We start from the raw sequence: 25561 nt of genomic DNA, 5'->3' as shown, positions 1-25561 counted from the left end.
GGAAAGGTGATGATTTTATTCACTTTCCTGGTGCGGATAATGTATCATATTTTCTTTTAATTGGTTAGCGTTTCCGTTTTTTATGTGTCCGCGCCGGCGGGACAGCTTAAATCTTTATGCTGTTTTCGGCATTTCGATGCAGGGGACGTTTTTTCGCCATCCGGACGCAGCCGGGCGAGGCGGCGGCATTTCGGTTGGGATTTATCGCTGATGAAAATGTGGGAGAATCTAATTCAAAGGTGTCGAGATGAGTCAATTGATCTGGAAACGCAGAAAATGGGGTGAAATTACCGCCGGGAACGCCGGGGAAGATGAGTCCGGGGATGATTCGAGGCGGATTGCCGCCGGGAACGGAAGAGCTGAAGCTGCCGGGGGGTGGCTGGAGCGGGCGGAGAGGACGGCGGTTGCCGCCGTCGAACCCGTTTCCGCCGAGCCCGTTTCCGCCGAACCGGCTGGCATTCAAGCCGCTTGGAGCTGGATCGGGTATGAAGTTGCGGATACGGGCCGTAACGCTGCGGAACCTGTGCCGGCGCCGGAACTGACTGTCCAGGCAGGAATCGATGCGGGGTTCTCCCGGCTCCTGCCGGTCGCGGGCCGGACTGATGCGGAGATATCTTCTGCGGAAACTTTGCATATGGCCGCGAACGTTGAAACGCCTGAGGATATGGCCGAAACCGCGGCATTCAATCCCGCATTCGGGAAAAAGGCGGTTCTTTCGGAGGGCGCGGAGGAAACTCCGGAGGGGGAGGCGGCGGAAGTCATGGTTCCCGACGCCGCTCCGGAACCGGCCGTTCCGCCTGCCGGTTCCGCCGGGGCCGCATCGCTGGAGCCGCAGGATCACTATGTGATCGGCCGGAACACCTCCACGGCGGAAAGCATCGACATCTCCATTCCGGGCGGCGTTCAGTACAGGGATTTTTACGGGGGCGGCTACAACGGCGATGTTCACGGCGGCATTTCCCTGACTTTTTCCTCCGTGACCATGTCAAATCTGTATGCGGCCGGTTATAACTGCACCGTCGATGACGGCCTGACCGTAAATATCGAGAAGGACGGCCATGCCGTGATTGCGGAGAGGCTGATCGGGAGAAGCGATTCAAGTTTTCAGAATGTGACGGTGAACGGTGCGACCGTGCTGAATGTCGGCGGCACCCTTTCGGTCGGCGGCGTGCTCTCCGGCTTCGACTCCATTCAGGTGCAGGGAAACCTCTCCGTCGGCGGGGAGCTCAAGGGCTTCGACGAGATCCGGGTTTCCGGAGCGGTGATGGAGGTGGGCTCTCTGATATTCGACGGGAGCGGAGATTCGTTGAATCTCGCCGTTTCCGATCCCGTTGCGCCGGGGATGGAGCTCCCGGCGGACTCGGAGGCGCGCCGGGATGCAATTCAGAATATCGCGGACAATTATGCCGTCCTGAAACTTGACCGGCTGGATAATTCCGCCGGCGGAACGATCATCGTCACGTTCGACGGCAGTCTGGCGGATGTGGAGTGGGTCCGGATCAGAGTCATCGATTATACCGGCTCCCCGGATGCGGCAGTGGATTACGGCGATTTTCGTTTCGCCGGTTCACACGGCGTACTGGCCGTGAGCGATAACGATCTTTACCTCGTCGTCGAAGGGGTCAGGGAGCATGTCGTTGTGGCGAGCAACTACGCGACGATTTCCGACGCCATGATCGCGATTAAGGATATGTCGTACGAAGCCGGCATCGTCGAACAGCCCGCGCTGATCAGCGTGGAGACCGGCAGACATGTCCTCGAGGCGGATGATGTCATCAAGAACTGCCGGATTTCCGGCGAGGGGGAGGAAGGTGCGGTGCTGACTGCGGCCGGCAGCCTCTATCTCGGCAGCCATTGGGTGACGCTGGACCATCTTGCGGTCGAATTTTCCGGGGAATCCAATCTGTACGGCGGCAGCCTCTGGGAGAATGCCGCATATTCGGCGGCAGGCCATGACATTGCATCTGACGTCGTGCTGGACAGTGTCGTTTTCACCAATCTCCAACAGATTTTCGGCGGCGGCGCGGTCACGGGCAAGTCCATGGCCGATTTCACCGGCGACCTGGCTCTGACGGTTTCTGGCGCGACCTCGGCCGGCCAGGTGTATGCCGGGTTTGAAATCGACACTTCCCGCATGGTTTATCATACCGGCGAAACCGTTCTGACCTTGAATACGACCGGCAGCGTCACATCGGTCCGCGGCGGAGTCGTCCGGAACGGTACTCTGGAGGTGGAGGGGTCGAGCCGGATTGCGATTCTCGGCGCCGGAAGCGGCAAGGTTTCCGTCATCGGCGATTATGTCGCTTATTCGTCCGCGACGGGTGCGGCGACGGTGAAGCGGACCGGAGACACGAGCGTGACGATCGACGCTCCCGGCTCCGCCTTCGGCACTGTTTCCGGAGCCGGGGCGAGTTTCGGGGGGTACTATCAGCTGGTCGGAAATTCGGCTGTGGAGATCCGCGGCGGCAGCTTCACCGGGGATATCTACGGCGGCGCCATGGCGACGAGTTTCGGATATGCCGCGCAGACGCATATTCTGGGGAATACATCGGTATCCATCGACTGCGGCGGCAGCCTCGTCAATATCGGCGACTTGAATATCTATGCCTGTTCGTACGGCAAAGGCAGCGTTTCCGGGGATGCGACGGTCACGTTTTCCGGCGACGGAAACAATCTGGATTTTTCCGGATATGTGGTCGGTGACTCCTCCGCGGCGACGACCATGATCAGCTTTGTGGAGGGGAGTTCTTCGCTGGTGTTCGACCGTTTCACCGGGAATTTCAATGCCGTCAGCATCGCGGGATTCGACCGCATCGTCATCTCCGGCAGCAGCGTCCGGTGGACTGCGATGGAGCGGAATCTGAGCGATGTAACGGACTGGGAGTTCGAACTCGGCGATCCCTCCCGGGCATCGCTGACGGCCGACCTGTTCGCCGGAAACGACTTTTCCGGGGACACGATCAGGCTCACCTTCGAGGAAGAGGCGATTTCCGGCTCCGGCTGGACGGTGATCGATGCCGGAGACGCCGGCTGGTTCACGAATCTGGCGGACGCCTCCGTATGGTTCAACGGCGTCGAGGCCGAGTGGAAGGAGGGCGCCTGGTGCGCCGGCGGATTCAGGCTTTCCGCCGGGGACGATAACGATCTCAGGCTCACCAGGCAGCTTGCATAATCAATCAGGGAATGGAACAGTTGAAAAATGGAAGAAGAGTTGTTTTCGTATGAGAAGCCGGAGCTGGTTCTGCCGGAGTCGGGAATTGTCCGCGGAGAGAGCTGTCTGAACGGGATCGTGAATGAGGATGCCGGCTGCGATACCGATTTTGCGCCGGAGTTTCAGTGAACAGCAGTTCGGCCCCCGACAAAGCCGTTCTGTATATAACCAGCCGGTGCAACCTGAATTGCCCGTTCTGCTACTGTCGCGAGTTTGCCGGGAATCGGGAACCCGATCTCCCGGCGGCGGAGTGGCTCCGGTTTCTGGATGAGCTCGGCCGGGAGAAGGTCTTCCGGGTCGACATTCTCGGCGGAGAACCTTTCTGCCGCCCGGACCTGTTGCGCCTGCTGGAACGGGTCCGGGCAAACCGGATGCGGTTCTGCATTTACAGCAACGGCGTTTTGATCACGCGCGAGCAGGCCGGATATCTCGGCCGCTCCGGCCGGTGCGACCGGGTTCAGCTTTCGATCGACGGCTTCGAAGCGACCCACGATTCGGTCCGGGGGCGCGGCATGTGGAAGAAGGCGCTGGCCGGAGCCGCTTTGCTGCACCGGTACGGCGTTCCCGTCACGGTCAATGTGACGGTCGGCGCATTCAATTCCGCCGAGGCTGTCGGACTGGCTCATTTCCTGAACCGGCAGGAGTATATCGACCGGATCATCTTCAGCCGGGTTTCGGCTGTCGGCCGGGAGTGGCCGGAGCGCCTGCGTCCGCTCACCATCCCGGAGACGGCACGGCTGATCCGGCAGTTCGAACGGGATCGGAAAGAGCTGCCCAAGGTTCTCCCCGGTTCTTTCGTCTACCGCTTCCTGAATGAAATACGGCGGGGAGCCGCCGGCGGCTCTCCGGCCCGCAGATGCGGCGAAGTGTGGAACACGCTTGCCGTCCGGGCTGACGGAGTCATGATTCCATGCCGGGCCTGTGATCGGAAGGTGCTGGGCCGGATCAATGCCGACTCCGTCGCCCGAATCTGGCGGAATTCGGCCGAACGCAAAGCCCTGCTCTGGCAGATCGGAACGGGAAGGGCGGAGCTGCCTGAACCCTCCTGCGATGCCGGGTGCGAGTTTGCCTGGTACTGCCGCCAGTATTGTCCGTCCGGCGCGGGAGGGCGCATTTGCCGGAAGGAGTTGAAAAAACTGCTGAAGGATCTGCTGTGAAGAGCTGTTTTCTTAATTTGCGCATTGCTTCCGGTGCGGTCAGCTGGGAGGCCCGTGGGGATGCCGCCGCTTCGATCCTGGGAAAATTGGCGGCGGTTTTGGAGTTGCGGCCGGAACCGGTTCCGGCCGTACCCGCAACTGCCGTGTTGATCTCTCCCCCTTCTCCTGCGCCCGGAGACGGAAAATTCATCGCGGCGGAACACGGCTTTCGCCTCTTCGAGGGAGGGGAGGCCGGGGCGTATATCCTGCAGACCGACCCGAGAGCGGCAGAGAGCCGAGTCGCCTGGGCGAATTGCTGCAAGTTTCTGCTGGCCGCAGGGTTGCTGGGGCCGGGAGGAAGGAGGCGTTTTCTGCTCCTGCACGGCGCGCTGCTGGAGCACTCCGGCAGCGCAGCCGTCCTGCTGGCGCCCGGAGGAACCGGAAAAAGCACGACCCTGCGCCGTCATCGGCTGCACGGCGGAGGCGGCTGCGCCGATGACTGGCTTCTGTTGTGCGAAGACGGAGAGGCATTTGCCGCGTACCCGCTGCCGACCTGGAGCGAATACGGCCGTCTCTGCGACCGTCGTTTTCCGGCGGAGCACGGTCTGCCGGTCAGATGGCTGCTGGTATTGTCGCGTTCGGAACGGGGTGTCGGCTATGCCGGAGCCATTCCGGCCGCCGAATGGAAAGCTGCATTGCTGAATTCGGCCGAGCACGCCTCCTGGCAGCCGCTGCGGCTGCTGCCGCAGGAGACGGGCAGGAAGATCAGGCTCGGCAATGCGGCGCTGATCGGCCGGCTGGCCCGAAGCTTTTTTCCGCTGGCATATTACGCCGATCTCAACGACATTCCCGGGAGCGTTCTGGATGCGGTCGTCTCCCGGCGCAACCGATAAGGAATTCCTCTCATGTTTCTGAATCCGCAAATCGTGTTCCGCAGGGAGTTTGACGGCAGCGGGCTGCTGTTTCACCCCGATACCGGTGAAGTATTCGCTCTGAACCCCACGGCTGCCGCGATCTGCGAACTGATCGCGGCCGGGGAACGGGACGAGGCTGAACTTCTGAACTCACTCGCCCGCAGCACCCGGCTGCCGCCGGAGGCGCCGGCCGATCTGCGGACCTTCCTGGCGCAGCTGCGCCGGCGGGGATTCCTGACGGAGTGACCCGTTTCCCGCTTCGATACGCCGGAAGGCGGGCGGCGGACAAAAAAACAGACTCCGGAATCTCTTCCGGAGTCGTTCTGAAGGGAACCGGTGAAACCGGTTATTCGGCTTTCGGAGCTTCCATCGCCTTGGCTTCGGCCTCTTCGGCCTTCACTTCCGGCTTCAGCTCTTCCGCCTTGGCCTCTTCGGCCTTGACGGTTTCCGCCGCGACTTCTTCGAGCTTGGCTTCGGCCTTCTTGGACTTCGGCGCCTTCTTGGCGGTTTCTTTCTTTCCGGCCTTCTCTTCCTTCACTTTGGCCTTTTCGACCAGCTGAAGGAGGCACATTTCGGTCGCATCGCCGCGACGCACGCCGAGCTTCAGAATCCGGGTATAGCCGCCGTTGCGGCCCTCGTAGGACGGGGCGATCTCATCGAACAGGAGCTTGACGGCATCCTTGTCGCGCAGCTTCGCAACCGCGATGCGGCGGCGGTGCAGGTCGCCCTTCTTGCCGATCGTGATCAGCTTCTCGGCGAAGCGGCGCGCCTCTTTGGCCTTGACCAGCGTCGTCTGAATCTGGCCGTTGGTGAAGAGGCTGCTGACCATGTTGGCCAGCATCGCACGGCGATGAGCGCTCGAACGGCCGACCTTGAACGTATGAACTCTATGACGCATAATTACTTGCTCTCCTCAGCTTCGGAACGGACCCGAACCGATTCCGCTTCGAGAGCGGTCATCAGCCGATCGCTGAAGGTCATCCCCAGCTCAAGCCCGAGTTTTTCGATTTTTTCTTTGATTTCATCCAGCGATTTCTTGCCGAAGTTCCGGTATTTGAGCATCCGGCTCTCCGACTTGGTGCAAAGCTCGCCGATCAGCTTGATGTTCGCACTGTTGAGGCAGTTCATCGCCCGGACCGACAGATCCAGGATCTCGACGTCGTGCGACAGGAGCTTGAACATCTTGGACTCTTCCTCGGTCAGGACCACATCCTTTTCGACGACCTGATTGCCCATGAAGGGCTGCAGATGGTCGCGCAGAATCCGGGCCGCTTCTTCGAGGGCCGCCTGCGGAGTGATCCGCCCGTCGGTCCAGATCTCGAGTTCGAGGCTGTCCATTTCGGTCTCTTCGCCGACGCGCGCCGCGCCGACCTGATAGTTGACCCGGGTGACCGGGCTGAACAGGCAGTCGACCGGAATCGTTCCGATCGCCCGCGGAGCGGTATTCTTTTCAGCGGGCAGGTAACCTTTGCCCTTGATCACCTCGATCTCGGCGCGGAAGGGCAGGGACTTGTCCAGCGTGCAGATCAGCTGCTCGGGATTGAGCACCTCGACCGTGCTGTCGCAGACGATGTCCGCGGCAGTCACCGCACCGGCCTTGTCCTTGCGGATCTCGAGCGTCTTCGGCCCGTCGGCGTGAAGATTCAGCCGGACGCACTTCAGATTCAGCACGATCTCCGTGACATCCTCGAGCACGTTGTCCAGCGCGTCGAATTCATGCTTCGCGCCGTCAATGCGCACCGAGCAGATCGCCGCTCCCTCCAGAGAAGAGAGCAGAACCCGCCGCAGCGAATTTCCGAGCGTATGACCGTATCCGCGCTGAAACGGCGCCGCGATGAACTTGGCGTAATTCTCGGTCGAGCTCGCATCATCGACGATGATCGACTTAGGCATCGGAAAACCGATCGCAGCAGTCATATTTTTCCTCCAACTTGATTATGCCTGCAGGCATCTTTATCAATATAACGAACCACCGGAGAGGTCCGGCAATGCGGCTGATTCCAATTCATCCGCACGGTGGGAAACCGTGCTGCAACCTCAGGCCGCAGGCCGGAACTCCCATCCGAACCCATCGGGTCAGACCCGGCGGCGTTTCGGAGGACGGCAGCCGTTGTGCGGCACAGGGGTGATGTCTTTGATCGTGCTGATTTCAAGCCCGGCGGCCGCAATGCCGCGGACCGCGGATTCGCGGCCCGCGCCCGGTCCCTTGATCCGGACTTCGACTTCCTTCATGCCGAGGAGCTGAGCCTTCTTCGCCGCATCGCCGGCGATGACCTGCGCGGCATAGGCCGTGCTCTTGCGCGAGCCCTTGAAGCCGTTCTTGCCGCCGGTGGACCAGCAGAGCACGTTGCCGTGCAGATCGGTGAAGGTCACTTTCGTATTGTTGAACGTCGCCAGCACATAGGCGATACCGCTCGGAATGAAGCGGCCGCTCTTGCCGCGCTGCTTGATGACCGGCGCGGCGGCAACCGGCGCTTCGGCCGCGACTTCCGCAGCCTCGGTGTTTTTCACTTCTTCAGCCATATTCTGTATTTTTCCTGATTAAAAATGATCTCTAATTCATCGAACCTGTCCGGTGCTCAGGCCGCTTGTTTCATGCGGCCCGCCTCCCGGAGAACGGCTTCCTCAGCCCTTGGCGGCCAGGCGGCGCTGGGTTTTGTCGCGGATCGCGCCGATCGTGATCTTCTTGCCTTTGCGGGTACGCGCATTGGTCTTCGTGCGCTGGCCGCGGACCGGCAGGCTGCGGCGGTGGCGCACGCCGCGGTAGCAGTTGATCTGCTGCAGGCGGCGGATGTCCGCGGCCAGCATGCGGCGCAGATCGCCTTCCACGACGATGTCGTCCTGAAGGATTTTCGTGATCGCGGCGATCTGATCCGGAGTCAGGTCTTTCGCCTTCAGGTCTTCCGGAATCTGGACCCTCTCGATGATTTCGAGCGCTTTGGCCGGCCCGATGCCGTAGAGATAGCGCAGCGAGAACGCGATGCGCTTGTTGCCCGGGATGTCAACACCAATGATACGAGGCATAACTGTCTATTCCTATCCGTTAAAATTGACGCTTTTAAAATTCAGCCCTGACGCTGCTTGTGACGCGCGTCGCGGGAGCAGATGACCCGGATCGTGCCGTTGCGCTTGATGATCTGGCAGAATTCGCATCTGCGCTTCACCGATGCCCTGACTTTCATAACTCGTTACCCCACTTTTGAAGCATATACCAAATACGACAAAACGCAAACAAGGTACCCTTTCCCACTCCCGAGTTCCGGTTTCGCCGTTATCGGAAGGAGGTCCGCGGTGCCGAGCCTGCAACCTTTTCGCCGGTCACGCCTCCACGAGCGGTGGAATATGCGATATGGAAACGCTCCAGCATAATTTTTGATTTCTTAAAATATCTCCGCATGGCGGAAAATGCAAGGTTTCCGGACTGTTTTCCCCGTTTTTTTTCGATTTTTTCATGTTCCGGAGAAAATCCGTCGTTCCTTTTCGGGTTTTCGATTGACTTAAACGGTTTCAGCCTGTAAATTAAATACATGGCCGTTGTTGTCGGCCGCGATTCGGTCCGGTTTGGCATTTTGCGCGGTTTCGCCGTTTCCCATGCGGAAAGAATATGTTTTTTTGTGGATGAACCGAGGTGGAACCGTTTCATGGAATCGTTTTTTGAGAAAATGGAAATCATGCAATATCATCAAAACATAAGCTTCGGGGATTAACCATGGGCGGATTTTTCGGCGTCGTCGCGGACCATGACTGTGTGTGCGACCTTTTCTACGGAACGGACTACCACTCTCACCTGGGAACCAAACGCGGCGGGCTTGCCGTGTGCGACCGCGAAGGGCGCATCACCCGCAGAATTCACGACATCACGAATGCGCAGTTCCGCTCGAAATTCGATGACGACATCGATAAGTTCATCGGCCGCGCCGGGATCGGCATCATCAGCGATTACGAAGACCAGCCGCTCATCATTTCGAGCAAATTCGGCAATTTCGCGATCGTGACCGTGGGGAAGATCAACAATATCGACGAGATCGCCGACGCCGCCTTCCGGTCCGGCGTCAGCCATTTTTCGGAGTCGAACGACGGAGAGCTGAATCCGACCGAGATCGTCGCCATGCTGATCAACCGGAAGGAGACGCTGGTTGAAGGCATCCGGTATGCGCAGCACATGATCGACGGGTCGTGTTCGATCCTGGTCCTGATCGAAGGGCGCGTTTACGCCGCCCGGGACCGCTTCGGACGCACGCCGGTCATGATCGGCGAAAAGACCGGCGCATACGCGGTCACCATGGAAACGACCGCGCTGCCGAACCTCGATTACCATCTGAAACATGAGCTCGGTCCCGGCGAGATCGTCGAAATCACCGAAGGGGGCGTCATCCAGAAGCACGCGCCGGGCGACACGACGAAAATCTGCACATTCTTCTGGGTTTACTACGGATATCCGTCCAGCAGCTACGAAGGCATCAACACCGAGTCGGCCCGCTACCGCAACGGTGAAAGCATGGCGGCCGACGACAGGGATGACACGATTCCTGAGATCGATTCGGTCTGCGGCATTCCGGATTCCGGCATCGCCCATGCGATCGGCTACTCGAACGCGGCCGGCAAGCCGTATCGCCGCAGCTTCGTCAAATACACTCCGACCTGGCCGCGGAGCTTCATGCCGCAGAACCAGTCGGTCCGCGACCTGATTGCGCGCATGAAACTGATCCCGGTGCAGACCGAGATCCAGAACAAGCGCATGCTGTTCTGCGACGATTCGATCGTGCGCGGCACCCAGCTGAAGGATACCGTGATCCGTCTGTACGAGCGCGGTGCGAAGGCGGTCCATATGCGTTCGGCCTGCCCGCCGCTGCTGTTCGGCTGTAAATTCCTGAACTTTTCGCGTTCGCGCTGCGAGCTCGACCTGGCGGCGCGGCGCGCGATTGCGAAGCTCGAGGAGCGCGAGCTCACCGACGAGATCATCGAGGGGTATCTCGAGTTCGGCTCGCCGAAGTATTACGCGATGGTCGAGGAGATCCGCAAGGAGCTGAATCTGAACACGCTGAAGTTCCAGAAGCTCGAAAAACTGATCGAGGCGATCGGCGTCGATCCCTCGAAGGTCTGCACCTACTGCTGGAACGGCCGCGATGTTGAAATGAGCACGGAGAAATTCGAATAGAAGAGGAGGCGCGAGATGGCTGATTTCTGGGTGACCGAGGCGATGAACGGCTTCGGCATGACGGTTCAGGTGACGGAGGAGTTGTGCAGCAAGCGGTCCGAATTCCAGAAGATCGACGTCTATCAGACTTCGAAGCTCGGCCGCATGCTGCTGCTGGACGGCATCATCCAGCTGACCGAATTCGATGAGTTCGCCTATCATGAGATGCTGGCCCACATTCCGCTCTTCGCGCATGAGAATCCGAAGCGGCTGCTGGTGGTCGGCGGCGGCGACGGCGGCGTGCTGCGTGAGGCGGGGAAGCATCCGGAGCTCGAGGTCATGGACATCTGCGAAATCGATGCGGAGGTCATCGAGACCGCGAAGAAGTTTTTTCCGAACGTCTCCTGCGGCTACGACGACCCGCGCGTTGCGGTTCATATCGCCGACGGCAGCGAATTCATCAAGGACAGGCCGGGCTATTACGACGTGATCATCGTCGATTCGACCGATCCGGGCGGTCCCGGTGCGCCGCTGTTCGGCGAGCAGTTCTACCGCGACATGAAGAAAGCGCTGCGTCCGGGCGGCGTGATTGCGACGCAGGCGGAATCGCCGTATCTGCTGCCGGATATCGTGCAGCGGCTCTATAAGGTGTCGGAGCAGGTGTTCCGGTCGGTCGGCTATGCGTCGATCCTCGTGCCGACCTATCCGACCGGAACCATCGGCGCCTGCGTGGCGGGCGACCGCGACGACATCGCGTCGCCGGCGCGCCCGGTTCCGCCGGAGTTGGCCGCGAAGCTCAGGTATTACAACTCGAAGATTCACGAGGCCGCGTTCGCGAATCCGTCTTTCGTGAAACGGCTCTTCGACTGATTTGCGCGGACGGCGTATTCGGACAGGGCCGGATGCGCCGGTCACATCCGGCGGGCGGCGGCAGTGTCCCCGGAGTTCCGCCGGCGCTTTCTGTCCCGCTTCGGTGCCGGACGGCCCTTGAATTCGTCGGGAACAAGCGGAATTTCCGCCTGATGCGTTCCAGCAACGTCTCTTCCATCGGAAGACTGCTACGGGGGAGCTGCAAGCGGGTTTCGAGGCTCATTTCGCTGCTCTTTGCGCGTTTCCGGTTATTTCAGCAGTCCCGCGATATCCGGGAGCCACATCGAGAGGGCCGGAATGAAGGTGATCAGCAGCAGCGCGAAAAGCATTGCGCCGAAGAACGGCAGCATCGGGCGGGTTACCGCGGTGATGGAAGTCTTGCCGATGCCGCAGCCGAGGAACAGGCAGGAACCGACCGGCGGCGTGCATAATCCGATGCAGAGATTCGCGATCATCATGATGCCGAACTGGATGTCGCTCATGCCGAGATTCCGTACCACCGGCAGGAAGATCGGCGTGAAGATCAGGACCGCCGGCGTCATGTCCATGAAGGTTCCGACGAACAGCAGCAGCAGATTGATGATCAGCAGCAGCACGATCCGGTTTTCCGTGATTGCCACCAGCCCGGAGCTGATCGTCTGCGGAATGTTGGAGATGGTCATGATCCAGCTCATGGCGGAGCTCACTGCGATCAGGAACATGACGACCGCGGTCGTGACGCCCGTCTGGCGCAGGATTTCCGGCAGGTCGCGGAATTTCACCTCCCGGTAGACGAAGAGTGCGAGGACGAGCGAGTAGGCGACCGCCACGGCGGCGGCCTCGGTCGCGGTGAAGATGCCGCCGAGAATGCCGCCGATGATGACCACCATCAGGAATAAGCTCAGGAAAGCGCGGCGGAAGGTCAGCCAGATCACGGCGAACGGCGCTTTGTCTCCGCCCCGGTAGCCGTGCCGGAGCGCGTAGACGACGCAGACCGCCATGATGCAGAGCCCCATCAGAATGCCCGGAATCACCCCGGCGATGAAGATTGCGGCGATGGAGACCGTGCCGCAGGCCACCGCATAGACGATCATGATGTTCGACGGCGGGATGATGAGTCCGGTCGTGGCGGCGGTTGTGGTGACCGCCACGTTGAATTCGCGGTTGTAGCCTTTGCGGTTCATCTCCGGAATCATAAAACCGCCGACGCTTGACACCGCGGCTGTGGCCGAGCCCGAAATCGAGCCGAACAGCATGCAGGTCAGCGTGTTCACATAGGCTAGCCCGCCCGGAAAGCGGCCGACCAGTGCCCCGGCGAAATCAATGAGCCGCCGCGCCATTCCGCCGCGTCCCATCAGGATGCCGGAGAGCACGAAGAACGGAATTGCCAGCAGGGAAAACGAGCTTACGCCGTTGACCATGCGGTCCGCCACGATCATTTCGCTCGAAGCCATGCCGCCGTTGGCGAAAACCGCCGCGAGCGTCGCGGTTCCGATCGCCACCGCGACGGGAACGTTGCTCAGCAGAAGCGTCAGGAATACGACGACAAGGACAATGGCGACATCACTCATCTGATTTCCTCCTGAGGTCGTCTTTCAGGTTGCAGCATTCGAAGAGAAGAATGAAGAGCCCGCTGACCGGCAGCGGCAGGAACTGGACCACGTCCGACACCTGAAGCGCCGGAAGCACGTTCCAGTGCCGGATCGCCTGCAGCACCAGCTTGATTCCGCCGACTTCGAAGACGATCAGCACGAAGAGCAGCGTTACGATATGGATGAACAGCGTCATTTTCGGTTTCACTCCGCCCGAAAAGCGCTCGGCCAGGATGTCGATCCCGAGATGAGCGCGCGCCTCGAACGCCGCGGCGATGCCGAGAAAGCTGACCCAGACCAGGAGAACGGTCGCAAGCTCTTCGGTCCACTTGATCTGCGCGCCCCAGAGGTAGCGCGACGCAACGCCGAGCAGCACGTCGATCACAAGCGCGCCGACCGCAGCCGCCAGCAGGAAATTCAGCAGCCGCAGCGCATGTTTCTTCATGGTTCGCAGCATTATTTCACCTCTTCGATTTCACGGACCAGCGCCGCGGTTTCCGGCGGGAGCCCGTCGTAGAGCGGTTTCATCTTTTCCGCGAACTCCTTCCGGTCGACGTCGATGAATTCGACGCCGAGCTCTTCGGCTTTGCGGCGCGCCTGCTTTTCGGATTCGATCCAGAGTTCGCGCTGGTAGAGGCTGGATTCCGCGGCGGCCTTTTCGATCCACTCCTGCTGCTGCGGCGTCAGCGACTCCCAGGTCGCCCGGCTGATGACCAGCATGTCCGGCACGCGGGAGTGTTCGCTGAAGGTGAAGTATCTGCAGACCTCCATATGGCGCCCGGTATCGAAGCTCGGCAGGTTGTTTTCGGCTCCGTCCACGGTTCCCTGCGAGAGGGCGGTGTAAAGCTCGCCCCACGGAATCGGCGTCGGCGCGCCGCCGAAACTGCTGACCATATCCATCGCGCAGCGGCTCTGCTGAGTCCGGATCTTCAGCCCTTTCACATCGTCGGCCTTGCGGATGGGTTTGCGGGTGGTGTAGAAGCTGCGCAGCCCCGCGTCGTAGTAGGCGAGTCCGCGCATGCCGGGGAGCATGTCGCCGACTTTGCGCCCGATCGGCCCGTTCATAACCTTCCAGAAGTGTTCCCCGTCGCGGAAAAGATACGGTACGCTGAAGGCGACGATCTCCGGCACACTCGACTCCAGCACGGCCGTCGAGGTTTTGGAGAGGTCGATCTGGTTGTTCTGCACCTGTTTGAGGCACTCGGCCTCGGAACCGATCATGCCGGACGGATAAATCTGGATTTCGAGTTTTCCGCCGGAGAGTTCATGCACCCGTTCCGCCATCCGGCTCATCGCCATATGCACCGGGTGGTCGGTCGGAAGTCCGTGCCCGAGCTTCAGGATTCGCGCGCTCCCGTCTGCGGTTCCGCGCAGGGACGAACGGACGTGCCACGCATAACCGAGCGACAGCAGCAGCACGGCGATCAGGGTTCCCCCGACCAGTTGCGATGTCAATGGTGAAAACGGTCTGGACATAACGGATTCCTTCCATGAGACCGGCAGACCGGGGTCATGCCGCAGTTCACTACCTCTCTAATATAACCGCAGCGGCGCCGCCTTGTCAACGGGGAATCCGGGAGATTTCCGCAGTTTTGCCGTTTTTTCAGCCTGGAGACACGAAAAACGCCGCTTCTCCGGCAGGCGGAGAGGCGGCGCGTTGAAGTGCTTTTCTGCTCAGTACACCTCGCGCACGTCGATGATGTTGAGCTGCGGAATCTCGACTCCCTGATGCACGTTGAGCTGCGGCGTGGCGAGAATATCGAGGGTTTTTCCGTAGAATTTCGAGCTCGGGCGGTTGAATGCGATGAAATCGCTCTGCCCGGTGCGGCTGCGCAGCAGCCCGCGGGTGTGCGAACCGCCGACCGTCGAACAGCGGACGATCTGCACCTCGTTGAACCGGTAGACCGGTTTGACGTTGCTGTGGCCGAATGGCGAAAGCAGCGCCAGGTATTTGAAGAATTCCGGAGTCAGCTCATGCAGCTGGGCTTCTCCGTCGTAGCGGATCACGTCCTCGAGATCGGCCGAGGAGATCTGCTTGCGGATCTCCCGATCCATCGCGTCGAAGAAATCCGCGATGCGGTCGGCCTTGAGCCCGATTCCGACCGCCATCGGGTGGCCGCCGTACCGGTCGAGCAGATCCGCCGTGTGGCTCAGCACTTCGACGAGGTTCAGGCAGGCGACGCTGCGGCCGGAGCCGTAGGCGACGTCGCCCTGAATGGTCAGCACGATGGTCGGCCGATTGTAGTCGCGCGCCAGGCGCGAGGCGACGATTCCGATGACGCCCTGATGCCAGTCGCGCCCGGCGACAAGCAGCGAATAGTCGCTCTGCCAGGCGAGGTTGCGCTCGATCTGCTCGCAGGCTTCCTGGTAGATCTCCTGCTCCTTCTCCTGCCGGATGCGGTTGAACGACTCGAGCTGCGAGGCGCACTTGTAGGCGTCGACGATATGCTCGGATTCAAGCAGCTGCAGCGCGACGTTCGCATCGCCGACCCTGCCGGCGGCGTTGATGCGCGGCGCCATGCGGAAAGTGATGTCGGCCGGGGTCAGCTCGGAGCGCAGCTTCGAACTTTCGATCAGGGCCCGGACACCGGGGCGAATCTGCCGCCGCAGCGCTTCGATGCCGTATTTGACCATGATCCGGTTTTCGCCGAGGAGCGGAACGATATCGGCGACGGTTCCGAGGGCGACATAGTCGAGCACCTCTTCGAGCCGGGTCTGGAATCCGCCGAGATTGTGTTCGCGCCCGTATTTGATGAAGGCGTGAGAGAGCTTGAAGGCGGCTCCGGCTCCGGCGAGGAGCTGGAGGTCTTCGAGTTCGGGATAGACCTTCGGGTTGATGATCGCGATGGCGTTCGGCAGCTGCTGTCCGGCCTCGTGATGGTCGGTGACGATGACGTCGATGCCGCGGCGCACGGCCTCGTCGACGGCGTTGCAGCTGGTGATGCCGCAGTCGACGGTGACGAGCACGCTGGCGGGTCCGAAGGTGTCGAGCGCCTTCTGGAGCGATTCCGGCGTGAAGCCGTACCCGTCGTCGAACCGGTGCGGAATGAACGAGTGGACATCTGCGCCGTTCTGCCGCAGGACGAGGGCGAGCAGAGCGCTGGCGGTAATGCCGTCAGTGTCGTAGTCGCCGTGGATCAGAATGGTTTCTTTGTTGGCGATGGCGTCCCACAACCGTTTGGCGGCATCCTGAATACCGGGGAACCGGTAAGGGTCGCTGAGGTTGGCGAGACGCGGATTCAGAAAATCCTGGACTTCCTCTTCCTTGATGCCTCGTGCGGCAAAGAAGAGGGCGATCGGGCGAGGCAGAGCGAATTTGCGCTGTATCGCATCGACGAGAGGATCCAGATTATTCCCGGCAAGTTTCCAATTTTTTACACCCATGTTTCTCTTTCCGAATTAATTCATTTTATACAATAGCGCCGAAAAGGGGATATGTCCAAGATAAAAAAATCTTTTTTTGATTTTTTCTGAGGGGAGGGGGTTGCAATTTAAAAAAATACATGTACATTAGGTTATATCGAAGCTGAACTGCGAGTAAGGAAGATCCTTTCCTGCGGGATAAGCTCGAAGGTTGATTGCAGTGCCGTCGTGGCGGAATGGCAGACGCGCTAGGTTCAGGTCCTAGTTCTTTCATCGGAGTGAGGGTTCAACTCCCTCCGACGGCACCATTTTTTTCGGTACGGTAAAACGGCCGTGTCGACTGTATGCGGGTATGGCATAACGGCTGTGCACCAGCCTTCCAAGCTGGTTATACGGGTTCGACCCCCGTTACCCGCTCCAAACACTGGTGGGATTCCCGAGTGGCCAAAGGGGGCAGACTGTAAATCTGCTGTCACCGACTTCGATGGTTCGAATCCATCTCCCACCACCATCTTGATTATGAACGAGTTACGAGTAAAAATCGTAGCTCGTTTTTTTGTGTCTGGTTTCCTGATTTCACTCCATTTCACCTCGTGTCATCATGAATTCCCGGATAATTCCCGGATAAAAATTTGAGGGGAATAGATGGGCTGCTGCGTTCTATTCTGCATATCGCCAATAGGGGGCGCCTGATGTGTCAGGAGAAACTTTTGCCAGGTCAGGATATCTGCGATTTGCTGCTGATCCTCTCTAACGTTCCGGCATCATAAATATCTTGGTGATCAATCAGTCAAATGCTGCGCATTTGAAATGCTGAGGCCCTAAGCCCGGGAATTTCCGGGGAAATTAAGAATAAACAGAGTATCGACATTGCTTTTTATATCGATATTATCCTATTCACCCTCGTTTCCCTGTTATTTTTCCTTAAAAACAGCCGTTTTTGCGGCACAATATGTTGGAGGAGAAAACTACCATTCATAACCCCCCAACAGGAGGCTCCATGACTTCAGCTACCCTTAACCGTTTCGGATTCGGCATTGTCCTTGCCGGATTGCTCGCCGCGCTCGTGCTTGCGGGCGCATCACTCATTCCCCGGCACCTGCCGGAAGAGAAACAACGGCAGCCATCCCCGGAAGAACTGGACCGGCTGGCGAAGCCGTACTTCGACCGGGCCGCCGCGAACGTCCCGGCGGCGGCGAAGGAACTTTCCAGCGCAGGGAATCTGGCTTTCCTCGCGTACCTCATGGTATGGCGGCCCGAATCGGTGCAGCCGTATCTGGAAACGGTACTGGAGAGGCCCATCCTTCAGCCCTGCCGGGCCGGTGCGCAGGTCTACGGCTTCGACCTCAATACGGCAGCGTTTCTGACCGGCCTGAAAAACTCCGGGGCTGAATATGCGGACGCCTCGCTGCAGGCTGCCGGAGGGCTGGTCTTGGAATCGCTGTTCCTGAAGCCGACGCTTGCGGCGTTCCACCGGGTGACGGGGAGCTGTGCCGCGCTTGCCGGTTCCTGGGGAAGCGGAGCCGCCTGCGCCGCGCTGGACGGTCCGCTCCTGATCTGCGACATCGCCGGGCTTATGATGGCGGCGGGCGGAACGGTTATGTGTGGTTACGAGCTCTGGCAGGCCCGGATCACTCTCCCACAGGAGTTGAGCGCCGTCCTTCATCAGTCAATCTTGGAGTGCCGGGAACTCTGCCGGAAGGAGGTGCGCCGATGAAGTTGATTCTGCTGCTGGCTCTGGCGGTGTTGATGCCGCCGACCTATGCCGGACGCGCCCGGCCCCGTCTGCCGCTGATACGGGAACTTGTCCGAAAAACTCCGTGGCAGAACATTGCGGCGGGAGGCGCGGCAGCCGGGACCGTCATTGTGGCCAGTAAAGTCGGTAACGGCATGGAGAATGGCTTGCAGACGGTGGCCCGTAAGAATCCCGACGCATTCGCAAGTTGCGTCACGCCGCTGCGGCTTCCGTTTCAGGTGGCGTTCTATATTTTGATCGGGAGCGGCGTCATCCTGATTGTCCGGCTGTGTTTTAGAAGGAACAAACGATAACCATATAGGAGGAATTGAGCATGAAGATTACCGGAAAAAAGTTGGCCGAAGCATTGAGTGCTTTGGGGAAATTGATCACTCGCACTTCCCCCGTCGAACTGCATCAAGCCGTATTGCTCGAAGCGCGCGACGGGCAGTTGAGTTTGCGCACGGTCGCACAGGACGAGAGCCTTACCGTCACGATCCCGGCGGAAGGCGCTGTCGACTTCAGGCATGCCGTCCATTACACCAGGCTCCGGGAACTCACCCGGAATCCTGCCGGAACAGTTACGTTCATGGAACTGAATGACGGCTTTGCGGCACAGCTCGAATGTCGGCGGAAGATCGTTACGCACGCTCTGCCCGTGCTGAACATCGACTGGCCGGAGGCCGAGGCAGCTCCTGCCGAAGCGGAAACAGTGGCGCTGCCGGAAAACTTCACGGCGCTGCTGTCCGAAGCGGCTCCGCTCGTAAACCGTAACGAGGCGCGGCACCAGTTGCGCGGGATTCACCTCTGTCCGGAGGGGATCGCCGCAACGGATGGCAAACAGCTTTTGCATCTGCCGTTGGACTGGACGTTGAAGAGTCCGGTCACGCTGCCGTTTCCGTTGGCGCTGCTGACCGCGAAGCCGGAGGTTCCCGGAACGCTGACGGTCTGGAAGCTGAAGGACATTCAGTTTTTCAAGATCGAAGTCGGCGGTTTTCTCTGGAGCGGCAAAGCAGTGTCCGGCAGCTATCCGGAGTGGCGGAAGGTGATTCCCGAAGCGTCGGCGCTCAATTATGCGATTGCATTCACCCCGGAACAGGCGGCGCAGTTGACCGGCTTCCTGAAAACGGTTCCTGACCATGAGCCGTTTCACGCCATTGAGCTGAACGTGGTTCCGGGCGGCGTTACCGTGATCCCGAACAACTTCCCGGATATGGAGCTGCGGTTGAAGGCGACGGTGATCGGCGCTCAGTCCCGCGCGGTGCTGGCGCTCAACAAGTATATCCTGCTGCGGATGCTCCAGCAGGGCTACACGAAGTTCCGGGCGCATTCGGACGGCAGGATACCGGTCATCGCCGAGGGCGGCAGCGGCCGGTATCTTGCCATGCCGATTCACATATTGCCCAAACATCAACCTGAAAAGGAGACAAGCAAAATGGAAAACATCAAACGCATCGAACACACTGAAACCGCATCCGTGGAGGCTGCTGAGCCGATGAATCCGATGGAGGAGCTGAATCACTCCATCGAGGACCTGCGCGGCAAGCTCAGAACGCTGCTCGACGAATCGGTGCTGCTGGCCCGCAAGGTCAAAGAGGCCGTGCTTCAGCAGAAGCAGCGTGAGCGCGAGTTCGTTCAGGCAAAGCGCGCCATCGAACGCATCAGAATGGCGATCTGAAGTCCATCAGCTCCATTTGATATTCGGTTTTACCTTGCGTTTGGCGCAGTCGGTCAAAAACGAATTGATAAGCGTCTGGTACGGCAGTGACACTTCGCTTGCCAGCGATTTGAAATACTCCACGGTCGCCGGGTCAAGCCGGATTGTCACCGCTGTTTTCCGGGGCTTCACATAAGGGTTTTTGACTGCATTGGAAAAATCGTATTCCGCTCTCATTTCATTTCCTCCTCTTGTAGGTGGAACTTTCATTCCGGGTTGCTTTCCGTGCGGAAATGATCCGGATCACATCGTCATTGGCGCGATAACAGTGGCAGACCACTAAAATCCGCAAAATGGAACTCATTCCCAACAGGATGAAACGGTCTTCATCCTCCGAATGGTCGGGATCAAAAATCTGCAGCGCATCTTCATCCTGAAATACCGTTGCAGCTTCCTGAAAAGTGATTCCATGTTTTTGCTGATTGGTTGCCGCCTTATTTTCATCCCATTCAAAATTCATTCGCGCCTCCGTCGTCAGTATCAATATAACGTAAATACAAAATATTTCAATAGGAAATCGAAAAAAATGTTGAAACTCAATGCGTCGTATTCGAAGAAGGTTCCGGCTGGAGAGGAATATTCCAGCCAGAGCTATCATGCTTCAGTCGAAGTGGAACTGCCGGACGGGTTAAGCCCGGATCAGTTGCAGACCCGGATTCATGAAACGTTCGATTTGGTACGAAACTCCGTTGAAGCGGAATTGCACGGAAAAACTTCCGCGAATTACGGCGGGCGTCCGGCAGCCGGAGCACCGCGAAACGGTTCTCAACGCAGCAGGTCAGGGGCACGTCAGAACGAGGTTCCGGCAAGCCCGAAACAGCTTTCGTATCTGCTTGATCTCGCCCGGCAGCGCGGCATCACTCCGCAGCAGATCGCGGCCCGTTTTCAGGTGCCGGACATCCAGCATCTGACCCGGCAGCAGTGTTCGGATCAGATCGACGAATGGAGGGCGGCGTAATGGCGACGCTCGATGAACTGCGGCAGGAACCGCACTGGTCGTATTCGGCGTTGAATACGTATCTCAACATCTGTCAGGCGCAATTCATGTACCGGTACGTGGATCAGGCCGAGGTCGAACGGACTTCGGTCTGCTTACCATTCGGCAAGGCGTTTCATTCAGCGTTGACCGCTCAGGCGTGGGAGTGCATGATGGGCGGCTCGCTGACCCGTGATGAAATCGTTGACCGGTTTGAAGAGGCGTTCAAAATCGAAGCCGAGGCGACGCCGAACCTGATCTACAAGGAAGGCGAGAACTTCGACACGGTGATCGATCTTGCCGTGAAGATGCTGGATGCGGCGCTGGCGAACTGGTCGGATTACTACACGATCAAGGGCGTTGCCCAGGCGTTCAGAATCGACGTTCCCGGTTTGGACAAGCCCCTGATCGGCGAGTTCGATCTGGTGGTTCAGGATGGGCGGGACGCCTGTATCGTGGACTGGAAAACCTCCGCGAGCCGCTGGCCTGCCGGGAAAGCCGATCGCGATTTGCAGGCGACCGTGTTCAGCTACGCCTATGAGAAGCAGAACGGCACGGCTCCGCTCTTTCGGTTCGATGTCATCACCAAGACAAAGAATCCGGGTTGTGAGAGCCACTACACCAGTCGCGGCTTTCATGACTTCCGGCGCTTCGAGGCATTGGCGAACCGGGCGCAGTACGCGATCAGCAAAGGCGTGTTCCTGCCGAATGAAACATCGTTCGCCTGTAACGAATGTCCGTATCGGGATCGTTGCGGGCAGTGGCATCTGAAGAAATGGAGGTGAGATGATGGGATTGACGATGTGTGAAGGAAAGTTCGTCGGGCGCGACGAAATCGCACTGGTGCCGACTCCGACCGCTACCGCGAGCTGGAAGCCGGTACCGCACTGTGAGGTGATCGACGCCGTAACCGATGTGGTCAAGGCGCACAACTGGCAGATTCTCGATGAACAGTACGGCCTGGCCCGTGACGGTCAGCGGATGTTCGGATTCATGCGGATCAATAAAACGCATTCGCCGGAATGGAGCCGGTGTATCGGCATCCGTAATTCGCACGATCAGAGTATCGCGGTTGGACTGGCGGCGGGGCTTTGTGTAAAAGTGTGCAGCAACCTCATGCTGGGCGGCAGCATGGTTTTGAAGCGGCGGCATACCTCGCGGATTGAGCTGAACGGCCTTGTCCTTGAAGCGGTCGAAGAACTCGAAACGGAGTTCCTGACGCTTGAAACTGTGGCCGAGGATTTGAAGTGTCTGTACGTTCGGGAAGATGCTGCCCGTATCGCTATCGTGAAAGCAGCAGAAGCCGGGGCCGTTAACTCCTCGGACATTCTGCCGATCTTCAGGGAGTTCAAAGAACCGCAGCATGAAGAGTTCGCCGAGCCGACCCGCTGGAGTCTGTTGAATGCGTTCACCGAAAACGCCAAGAAATACAGCCCCGCCCGCGCTGACGTCTGTTATCGTGGACTGACACGCCTCTTCGGACTCGACGGCCAGCCGCCGACCTTATGGAAATAACTACGGCACTTGCAGCCGGGCTCACCACGCGCCGAACGGCGCGACAAACGGAAGCCCCTCCGGGAAAGTGATGCGCCCCCGGAGGTACAAAGCATCCCGGCGAAGAGAAATCAAAACCTCTTCGCCGGTTTTCTTTTTTTTAGATATGAAGAGCTGTAATGGCTGCTTTTTGGCCCGGACGCTTCGGACGCATAAATCAAAATCCTTATCCGGATGTAATAGAATTTATGGCTGATTGGCTTGGGGGAATTTGAAAATGGTAATCGGGGAAGTTATCTCATGAAAACTTAAGGTACGTCATAAGGAAAATTCAATTTTATACTTTAAGTATAAAATTGGGAATCCAAAAATTGACGAAAAACCAAGGCGATTTTTGGGAGGAAGCTCTTTTCACAAGAACTTCCTCTTTTTTTTATGTAATAGCAGCTTTTATTTTCAATTTTATTCATTTTTACCGCTCCCGCTTTCTTGAAGCATAAAAATTGATCCGGAAATAGGTCCGGCAATTAAAACTTCAGAAAAGGAGGTAAAATGCTTCGAACTGAATTAATCACCGCCATCAATGGGATTCTCAATTCAGATCCCGGTATTACTGCCGAGGAAAAGGAGCGGATTCTCAAAGCGTGCCGTCCCCCAAAGGCCGGGCCACCCATCACAGCCAGGGAAGCAATGAAAATGTTGGAGATCAGCCGGCCAACCCTGCGCTCTTATGTCCATCAGGGATTGCTGCATCAAATCAACATCACCGCCAGAAAGGTACGATTTGACAGGGGAGAGGTGGAACACCTTGCCAACTATGGAATGAACACGAAGGAGTTTGAAAAATGAGCATCCAAGAAGAAATTGTAAACGAAAGCCGGAAAATCAACATGTCGGACCTCCAGTTTAACGCGTTGCTCGGCACGATACTCGCCGATGCATATATCGGCGCGTCAGGGGCGACGACGGCCCGTGTTCAGTGGAACCACAGCAGCAAACAGCATGAATACTGTCTTCACAAGTACGAAACGCTGCAAAAATTCGCCACCAATCTCCCGCGCCGGAAACCCAACCCCGGTTACGGAGAAGAATGGAGCTGCCTCTCTCTGAAGGCGACGCATCTGTATTTCCTGCTGCGGCAGCTCTGTTATTCCGACAAACGGAAGCGTATCACTCCGGAGTATCTGGAATTGATTACGCATCCGATTGCGCTGGCCTGGATGATAATGGACAACGGCAGCCGACAGAAGGGAACCAATTCCGCCGACCTCTCCATGCACGCCTTCCCGAAGGAAGATGTTGAACTGTTTCAGCAATGGCTGGCCGAGAAGTGGGGCGTTGTCGGCATCATCCAGACGGTTCATCACTCCAGCACGGGTAAAGAGGGCCGGGTGCTGCGTTTCAACAAGGAAGCGTTTCTGAAGCTCTCCGCTTTGATTACTCCGTATGTTCATGAGTCCATGCGTTACAAGACTGAGATTCTCACTAAGACCTGCCCGGTTTGCGGAACGGTATTCACGATGACGCACTCCGACTGGTGCTCCCCGGAGTGTGCGGAGGTCGGCAGAAAACAGCATAATCGCGAATACTGGCTGAAGAATAAAGAGCACTTCAGTGAAAAAGCACGGGAATGGAAAAAAGCCCACCGCGAAGAGATCAATGCCAGAGCCCGTGAAGCATACCGTACTTTGTCGCCGGAAAAGCGGCAGGAGCTGAATGAATATGCAGCCCGCTACCGGGCAGAGAACCGGGAAAGGATCAATGCCTATAGACGGGAACGCCGTAAGAGGCTGAAAGGTGATCCTGATCATGAAGCCAAGCTGAAAGAGGAACGGAGGCGTTACTACGAACGGAAGAAGGCGGACCCGGAACGATACCAGAAGAAATTGGCGATGGCCCGGGAACGCCGTAAGAGGCCTGAAGTCAGAGCGAAGGAAGCCGCCTATCTGCGCAAAAGACGGGCCGCTCTCCGTGCCGCTCTCGCAGCCAATGTGCCGAACGAGCCGCAGAAGCCGGAGAGCAGTCAGGGCTGATTCTGGCCGCTGAGCAACGGTGTCATCCCCGCAGAGCCGAACTACTCTGCGGGGATTTTTTCAAGAGAAAACAAAATACGAGAGTCAGGACATTGAGTACGAGTTCCTTGACATCGGTAACGAGATGATGTCGGCCTCGATTTTCTGGGGCTTCGCCCGGTACACCGGCACACCCAAAACCACCGACACAACATTAGCATTGCTGTGGAACCGCTCCAGCCAGGCCGAGTGGGTGATCCGCTGCGAGCACTGCAACAAGTTCAACATCCCGAACCCGGAACAGGACCTGCTGAAGATGATCGGCAAGCGCGGCCCGGTATGCGCCAAGTGCGGACAGCCGGTGTTTCCGAAGAACGGCGGCTACGTGCACGCCAGACCGGAACGCCAGTTGTCGTTTCCCGGATATCACATCTCGCAGACCGTCCATCCGCTGCACATCCTGTCGCAGGCCAAGTGGAACAGGCTGCTGGACAAGATCGAGAACTATGCGCCGCTGGCGCTGTACAACGAAGTGTTCGGGTGGCCCTACGATGCAGCCACCAGCCCATTGACCATGTCCGACCTGCAGAAGGCCACTCACGACATCTCCGTGCAGCGTCCGGCTGATGTGCGCGGACTGAAGCACCTGTACTCGTACATCACGGTTGCAGTGGACTGGTCAGGCGGTTCCATGGTCAGCGATTCGTACACCGCGTATGCCGTGCTGGGGCTGCGGCGGGATTCGGACCTGATCGACGTGCTGTACGGGAAGCGCATCAAGCACGGCGTCACTCCTACCGATGAAGCGAACGAGATCATGGACTGGATACGGGGAACCGGGGCCGACGCCTTCACGTACGACAACGGCGGGGCCGGGTTCGCCCGTCTGGAGATCATGAACCATCAGGGATTGCGGGAGACACCGGGGCTGGTCGTCATTCCCATCAACTACGTCAGGCCCCGTGCCGGTGACGTGATGGTTCCCCATACCGGGATGCGGGAATCGGACCTGTACTACTACACCCTGGATAAAAGCCGCTCTCTGGCGATCACAGTGATGTCCATCAAGGCGACCCGTGTCAGAGTACCCAAATTCGCCGAGACCGATGAGAAGGCCTTCCAGCGCGATTTGCTGGCCCTTCGGGAGGACCCCAACTCAAATTATTTTGGTTCTTCTGCACTTTGTGCAAAAAACGGGAAGAGAATAGCCGGCCCCCCTGTGCAGTTTTCGGAAAACTTTGAGGAAAAGAAGCGACTGGCCACATCAGCCTCTATGTTTTAGTTTGCACTTGCGAACTACGCAGAAAAATGACTTCATCGCTCAAAACGGTTCCGGGATATTGCTTGACGTCGTATTCCGGGATGTCGTAGGTCGCATTGGTCTTGAGGCGCGTGACAAAATCCACACCGGAGAGATTCCATTTA

Annotated in this window: 28 protein-coding genes and 3 tRNA genes; 19 read left to right on the top strand and 12 right to left on the bottom strand. The window is 58.5% G+C overall.

Features of this window, described 5'->3' with window-relative positions:
• Positions 1 to 247: 247 nt before the first annotated feature.
• Genes FYJ85_RS05280 through FYJ85_RS05260 form a run of 5 tightly spaced genes read left to right on the top strand, consistent with a single transcriptional unit; the run spans position 248 to position 5507 of the window.
• Positions 248 to 3172, top strand: coding sequence for an autotransporter outer membrane beta-barrel domain-containing protein (locus tag FYJ85_RS05280; protein WP_154417200.1), 2925 nt, complete (start codon positions 248 to 250; stop codon positions 3170 to 3172).
• A 27-nt stretch (positions 3173 to 3199) separates the two neighbouring features.
• Positions 3200 to 3340: a hypothetical protein gene (locus tag FYJ85_RS05275; RefSeq protein ID WP_154417199.1), complete on the top strand. Its 141-nt coding sequence runs from the start codon at positions 3200 to 3202 to the stop codon at positions 3338 to 3340.
• Entirely contained in the window at positions 3337 to 4368 is a 1032-nt protein-coding gene (locus tag FYJ85_RS05270) for a radical SAM protein (RefSeq protein WP_154417198.1), read from the top strand. Before FYJ85_RS05275 ends, FYJ85_RS05270 begins: the two co-directional genes overlap by 4 nt.
• Positions 4365 to 5240 carry a hypothetical protein gene (locus FYJ85_RS05265; RefSeq protein WP_154417197.1) on the top strand — a complete coding sequence of 292 codons (876 nt, stop codon included), beginning with the start codon at positions 4365 to 4367 and terminating at the stop codon, positions 5238 to 5240. Before FYJ85_RS05270 ends, FYJ85_RS05265 begins: the two co-directional genes overlap by 4 nt.
• A gap of 12 nt (positions 5241 to 5252) precedes the next feature.
• Positions 5253 to 5507, top strand: coding sequence for an HPr-rel-A system PqqD family peptide chaperone (locus FYJ85_RS05260; protein WP_106054612.1), 255 nt, complete (start codon positions 5253 to 5255; stop codon positions 5505 to 5507).
• 100 nt (positions 5508 to 5607) lie between these two features.
• On the opposite strand, the gene rplQ is transcribed toward FYJ85_RS05260, so the two are convergent.
• The 6 genes from rplQ to FYJ85_RS05230 all read right to left on the bottom strand — a co-directional run bounded on the left by rplQ (position 5608) and on the right by FYJ85_RS05230 (position 8934).
• Positions 5608 to 6159 (bottom strand): 50S ribosomal protein L17, encoded by a 552-nt coding sequence (rplQ, locus tag FYJ85_RS24365; RefSeq protein WP_154417196.1) that lies wholly within the window; start codon positions 6157 to 6159, stop codon positions 5608 to 5610.
• Positions 6160 to 6161: 2 nt separating this feature from the next.
• Positions 6162 to 7178 carry a DNA-directed RNA polymerase subunit alpha gene (locus FYJ85_RS05250; RefSeq protein WP_106054614.1) on the bottom strand — a complete coding sequence of 339 codons (1017 nt, stop codon included), beginning with the start codon at positions 7176 to 7178 and terminating at the stop codon, positions 6162 to 6164.
• A gap of 159 nt (positions 7179 to 7337) precedes the next feature.
• Positions 7338 to 7784, bottom strand: coding sequence for a 30S ribosomal protein S11 (gene rpsK / locus FYJ85_RS05245; protein ID WP_106054615.1), 447 nt, complete (start codon positions 7782 to 7784; stop codon positions 7338 to 7340).
• Positions 7785 to 7886: 102 nt separating this feature from the next.
• Positions 7887 to 8285 carry a 30S ribosomal protein S13 gene (gene rpsM / locus FYJ85_RS05240; protein WP_106054616.1) on the bottom strand — a complete coding sequence of 133 codons (399 nt, stop codon included), beginning with the start codon at positions 8283 to 8285 and terminating at the stop codon, positions 7887 to 7889.
• Between the two features lie 41 nt (positions 8286 to 8326).
• Positions 8327 to 8443 carry a 50S ribosomal protein L36 gene (gene rpmJ, locus FYJ85_RS05235; RefSeq protein ID WP_106054617.1) on the bottom strand — a complete coding sequence of 39 codons (117 nt, stop codon included), beginning with the start codon at positions 8441 to 8443 and terminating at the stop codon, positions 8327 to 8329.
• An 89-nt stretch (positions 8444 to 8532) separates the two neighbouring features.
• Positions 8533 to 8934: a hypothetical protein gene (locus FYJ85_RS05230; RefSeq protein ID WP_106054618.1), complete on the bottom strand. Its 402-nt coding sequence runs from the start codon at positions 8932 to 8934 to the stop codon at positions 8533 to 8535.
• 36 nt (positions 8935 to 8970) lie between these two features.
• Between FYJ85_RS05230 and FYJ85_RS05225 the strand changes: the two genes are divergently transcribed.
• Both FYJ85_RS05225 and speE read left to right on the top strand, forming a co-directional pair.
• Entirely contained in the window at positions 8971 to 10419 is a 1449-nt protein-coding gene (locus FYJ85_RS05225) for an amidophosphoribosyltransferase (protein ID WP_154417195.1), read from the top strand.
• A gap of 15 nt (positions 10420 to 10434) precedes the next feature.
• Entirely contained in the window at positions 10435 to 11268 is an 834-nt protein-coding gene (gene speE, locus FYJ85_RS05220) for a polyamine aminopropyltransferase (RefSeq protein ID WP_106054620.1), read from the top strand.
• A 248-nt stretch (positions 11269 to 11516) separates the two neighbouring features.
• Here speE and FYJ85_RS05215 read toward each other — a convergent pair whose 3' ends face one another.
• The 4 genes from FYJ85_RS05215 to recJ form a co-directional block, all read right to left on the bottom strand.
• Complete coding sequence (locus FYJ85_RS05215) at positions 11517 to 12818, bottom strand: TRAP transporter large permease (RefSeq protein WP_154417194.1); 1302 nt, start codon at positions 12816 to 12818, stop codon at positions 11517 to 11519.
• A complete protein-coding gene (locus FYJ85_RS05210; protein WP_154417193.1) occupies positions 12811 to 13296 on the bottom strand; it encodes a TRAP transporter small permease in 486 nt (161 codons plus the stop codon). Before FYJ85_RS05210 ends, FYJ85_RS05215 begins: the two co-directional genes overlap by 8 nt.
• Positions 13296 to 14315 (bottom strand): TRAP transporter substrate-binding protein, encoded by a 1020-nt coding sequence (locus FYJ85_RS05205; protein WP_106054623.1) that lies wholly within the window; start codon positions 14313 to 14315, stop codon positions 13296 to 13298. Before FYJ85_RS05205 ends, FYJ85_RS05210 begins: the two co-directional genes overlap by 1 nt.
• 198 nt (positions 14316 to 14513) lie before the next feature.
• Complete coding sequence (gene recJ / locus FYJ85_RS05200) at positions 14514 to 16223, bottom strand: single-stranded-DNA-specific exonuclease RecJ (protein ID WP_154417192.1); 1710 nt, start codon at positions 16221 to 16223, stop codon at positions 14514 to 14516.
• A gap of 201 nt (positions 16224 to 16424) precedes the next feature.
• On the opposite strand from recJ, the gene FYJ85_RS05195 reads away from it, so the two are divergent.
• From FYJ85_RS05195 to FYJ85_RS05170, 6 genes are all read left to right on the top strand, one after another.
• Positions 16425 to 16510: transfer RNA gene (locus FYJ85_RS05195), tRNA-Leu, on the top strand.
• A gap of 38 nt (positions 16511 to 16548) precedes the next feature.
• Positions 16549 to 16622: transfer RNA gene (locus FYJ85_RS05190), tRNA-Gly, on the top strand.
• A gap of 6 nt (positions 16623 to 16628) precedes the next feature.
• Positions 16629 to 16713, top strand: a tRNA-Tyr gene (locus tag FYJ85_RS05185).
• A 489-nt stretch (positions 16714 to 17202) separates the two neighbouring features.
• Positions 17203 to 17919, top strand: a complete 717-nt coding sequence (locus FYJ85_RS05180; protein WP_154417191.1) for a hypothetical protein — start codon at positions 17203 to 17205, stop codon at positions 17917 to 17919.
• A complete protein-coding gene (locus FYJ85_RS05175) occupies positions 17916 to 18251 on the top strand; it encodes a hypothetical protein (RefSeq protein ID WP_154417190.1) in 336 nt (111 codons plus the stop codon). Before FYJ85_RS05180 ends, FYJ85_RS05175 begins: the two co-directional genes overlap by 4 nt.
• Before the next feature lie 20 nt (positions 18252 to 18271).
• A complete protein-coding gene (locus FYJ85_RS05170; protein ID WP_154417189.1) occupies positions 18272 to 19615 on the top strand; it encodes a beta clamp domain-containing protein in 1344 nt (447 codons plus the stop codon).
• 6 nt (positions 19616 to 19621) lie between these two features.
• On the opposite strand, the gene FYJ85_RS05165 is transcribed toward FYJ85_RS05170, so the two are convergent.
• A complete protein-coding gene (locus FYJ85_RS05165) occupies positions 19622 to 19831 on the bottom strand; it encodes a BrnA antitoxin family protein (RefSeq protein ID WP_106052074.1) in 210 nt (69 codons plus the stop codon).
• 1 nt (position 19832) lies between these two features.
• Complete coding sequence (locus tag FYJ85_RS05160) at positions 19833 to 20114, bottom strand: BrnT family toxin (protein WP_106053551.1); 282 nt, start codon at positions 20112 to 20114, stop codon at positions 19833 to 19835.
• A 66-nt stretch (positions 20115 to 20180) separates the two neighbouring features.
• On the opposite strand from FYJ85_RS05160, the gene FYJ85_RS05155 reads away from it, so the two are divergent.
• From FYJ85_RS05155 to FYJ85_RS05130, 6 genes are all read left to right on the top strand, one after another.
• Positions 20181 to 20612, top strand: a complete 432-nt coding sequence (locus FYJ85_RS05155) for a hypothetical protein (protein ID WP_154417188.1) — start codon at positions 20181 to 20183, stop codon at positions 20610 to 20612.
• Positions 20597 to 21415, top strand: coding sequence for a RecB family exonuclease (locus tag FYJ85_RS05150; protein WP_154417187.1), 819 nt, complete (start codon positions 20597 to 20599; stop codon positions 21413 to 21415). The genes FYJ85_RS05155 and FYJ85_RS05150 overlap by 16 nt, the downstream gene beginning before the upstream one ends.
• A gap of 1 nt (position 21416) precedes the next feature.
• Positions 21417 to 22145 (top strand): DUF932 domain-containing protein, encoded by a 729-nt coding sequence (locus FYJ85_RS05145; RefSeq protein ID WP_154417186.1) that lies wholly within the window; start codon positions 21417 to 21419, stop codon positions 22143 to 22145.
• Positions 22146 to 22676: 531 nt separating this feature from the next.
• Entirely contained in the window at positions 22677 to 22973 is a 297-nt protein-coding gene (locus FYJ85_RS05140; protein WP_154417185.1) for a helix-turn-helix transcriptional regulator, read from the top strand.
• On the top strand, positions 22970 to 24157 hold the full coding sequence (locus FYJ85_RS05135; RefSeq protein ID WP_154417184.1) for a hypothetical protein: 1188 nt from the start codon (positions 22970 to 22972) through the stop codon (positions 24155 to 24157). The genes FYJ85_RS05140 and FYJ85_RS05135 overlap by 4 nt, the downstream gene beginning before the upstream one ends.
• A gap of 124 nt (positions 24158 to 24281) precedes the next feature.
• The gene (locus FYJ85_RS05130) at positions 24282 to 25418 is read left to right on the top strand and encodes a hypothetical protein (protein ID WP_154417183.1); all 1137 of its coding nucleotides are present in this window, start codon (positions 24282 to 24284) and stop codon (positions 25416 to 25418) included.
• Positions 25419 to 25561: the final 143 nt, after the last annotated feature.

Source organism: Victivallis lenta (assembly GCF_009695545.1).
In the GTDB taxonomy this organism is placed as follows: Bacteria; Verrucomicrobiota; Lentisphaeria; order Victivallales; family Victivallaceae; genus Victivallis; species Victivallis lenta.
This window is presented reverse-complemented; position numbering and strand designations above follow the sequence as displayed.